Here is a 2,094-nt window from a genome sequence, read left to right as displayed (position 1 = left end):
GCTTCAATAAATCAAAAGAAATCGGGAGAAAAACGAAGGAATTCCAAGAAAACATTAATTTATTGAGGGAGGTATTAACACCTCCGAAAATTTTCATAATACGTCTGATGGGATCGCGTGTTTGACCAATTTTAGTTGTTTCATCAGGCGCCTTAATAAAATAAACATACCCTAACCCATTTTCTTTTAATAGGTTCCTATAAGTGTTTTCATGTTGCTTCCTATGACGCTTAGATTTAAGCATTTCATTTAAAATATCAATCATTTGATTTGTTCTGTCTAAAGTTGGGTTTTTTTTAATTTCAAACCATCGCTCAAAAGATTTATTTTGTTCTTCTTCTTCGGTTAAAAAGATGTTATTTTCATTATCATCAGTCGGGTTATTCTGATGCAGTTTTTTTGCATACAAGGCTCGAACAATGAGAGGTATTAACGTCATTATGATAAGACCAATCATAATTATTTGAATATGTGTTTCTACCCAAATACCAATACTAGTTAAAAGTGAAAGAAACCAGTTCCATGCAGAATGAATTCCTTCTATAAGCAAATGGAGGATAATAAAAAGTGCCGTTATCCACGTCAGGAAATTGGTTAATTGTTTATTCATGGTCTCGCTGCACCTCATTCATAATAAATGCTTGTCTCTTATTATTATGAAAATTAAGTGAGAAACAGACCATCAGTTAATTGGAATATCGGGGACAGTCCCCAGATGCTTTAAAGCGCTAAAGTGGATAGATGTATTGGAAGCCTTGTGGAGAATAAATCTCTGCAGGGCTTCCTTTTGTTCTTTATTAACAACATTATGAAATATATATTGTGTTTGTGATAGACACAATTGGCCCTAATTCCTTTCGAGGAGTTAGGGCCAATTTTATAGGAGATATTCTGAATAATTTCTTGGACTAAAATGAACAAATCGGGGATAGTGCCCGATTACTTTAAAAGGGATACTCTTCTCTTAAAGTTTATTAGCCTTTGTGACATGCGTAACAACAATGATAACAACCATCAAAGTTCGTTTCACCTGTATCATCTTTTGCCCTTTGGATGGCGGAATGACAACTATTCTCGTATCCAATGTACTTACGGTTTTGGAGATCCGGTAAATAAGAACAGTCATTCTTATGGACTTCTTGGTTTCCATTATTATCAGTATTTTTGTTGTAGTAATAATGATCGTACATTTAAATCACCCCCTTACCTATGTATTCGACTAGTAACTACAAAAGTCCTGTGAATTTTAATGAAAATGGTGAGTTTACAAGAATATCGGGGGACAGCGTATAATGGTAAATAAGTCAAGGCCCCATTTTAACTGGTCATAAGCCTCAGTCCCCCTCAAGTATCGGGGACAGACCCCCGCTGCTTTCCATTAGCTTATATACGGCCCTTTTGGATCGAAGACAACACATCTCCATAAAAATTACATATCATCGCTTTATGCGTATATTTAGCTGCATCAATTGTAACAATCAACATATGATCTATACCTGTTTCCCTAATAAAGCCCGCCCATCTACTTCCATTTTTACCTTTGATATGATTAAATAGTGAATATACCATCATTTTCGTCTCCTTTGTGGAATAGTAATTGGAAGTTCTGTGCTAGGTGCTTCTATTTTACTAGAAAATGGTGGTCTTTTTTAATAACGTGTATCATTTATTTTCCATACTAGTCCCCCGCTGCTTTAAAGCGCTAAAGCAGACGGATATAGTGGAAGTCCTGTGGAGAGAAAGTCTCTGCGGGGCTTTTTTCGTTTGGTTGACATAAATAGGAATTATAAGAAAAGCATATCGTTAAAATCGCTAATTCTGATAGAAAACCATTTTAAAATATCGGGTTCATTTCCGGGACAACCCTAATATCGGGGCCAGTCCCCCGCTGCTTACAAACATGTTTCTACAAGAAGTGGGTGGACAGTATTACGGACGGGATCGATGTCCCACGGGCGCGCTTCTGGAATACTAAATCTAGGTACACCTTAATAATTTAAAATTATTAAGGTGTTTTTATTAGAGAGCGTAACATAGTTTGTGTAAACGGCTATGATGAAAGATGGTCATAGAAAAAGGAAGACCCTTTCCTGT

The 2,094-nt window shown here is 36.1% G+C and carries 2 protein-coding genes; both read right to left on the bottom strand.

What is annotated here, in order from left to right:
* Positions 1–610, bottom strand: a 610-nt coding sequence (locus ABDZ72_RS09435; RefSeq protein ID WP_343752567.1) for a hypothetical protein, incomplete at its 3' end; no start/stop codon positions are given.
* Between the two features lie 354 nt (positions 611–964).
* Positions 965–1,126, bottom strand: a complete 162-nt coding sequence (locus ABDZ72_RS09430) for a hypothetical protein (RefSeq protein ID WP_343752566.1) — start codon at positions 1,124–1,126, stop codon at positions 965–967.
* Positions 1,127–2,094 lie beyond the last annotated feature (968 nt).

The sequence above is a fragment of the Lentibacillus halophilus genome (genome assembly GCF_039522485.1).
GTDB lineage: Bacteria > Bacillota > Bacilli > Bacillales > Amphibacillaceae > Lentibacillus > Lentibacillus halophilus.
This window is presented reverse-complemented; position numbering and strand designations above follow the sequence as displayed.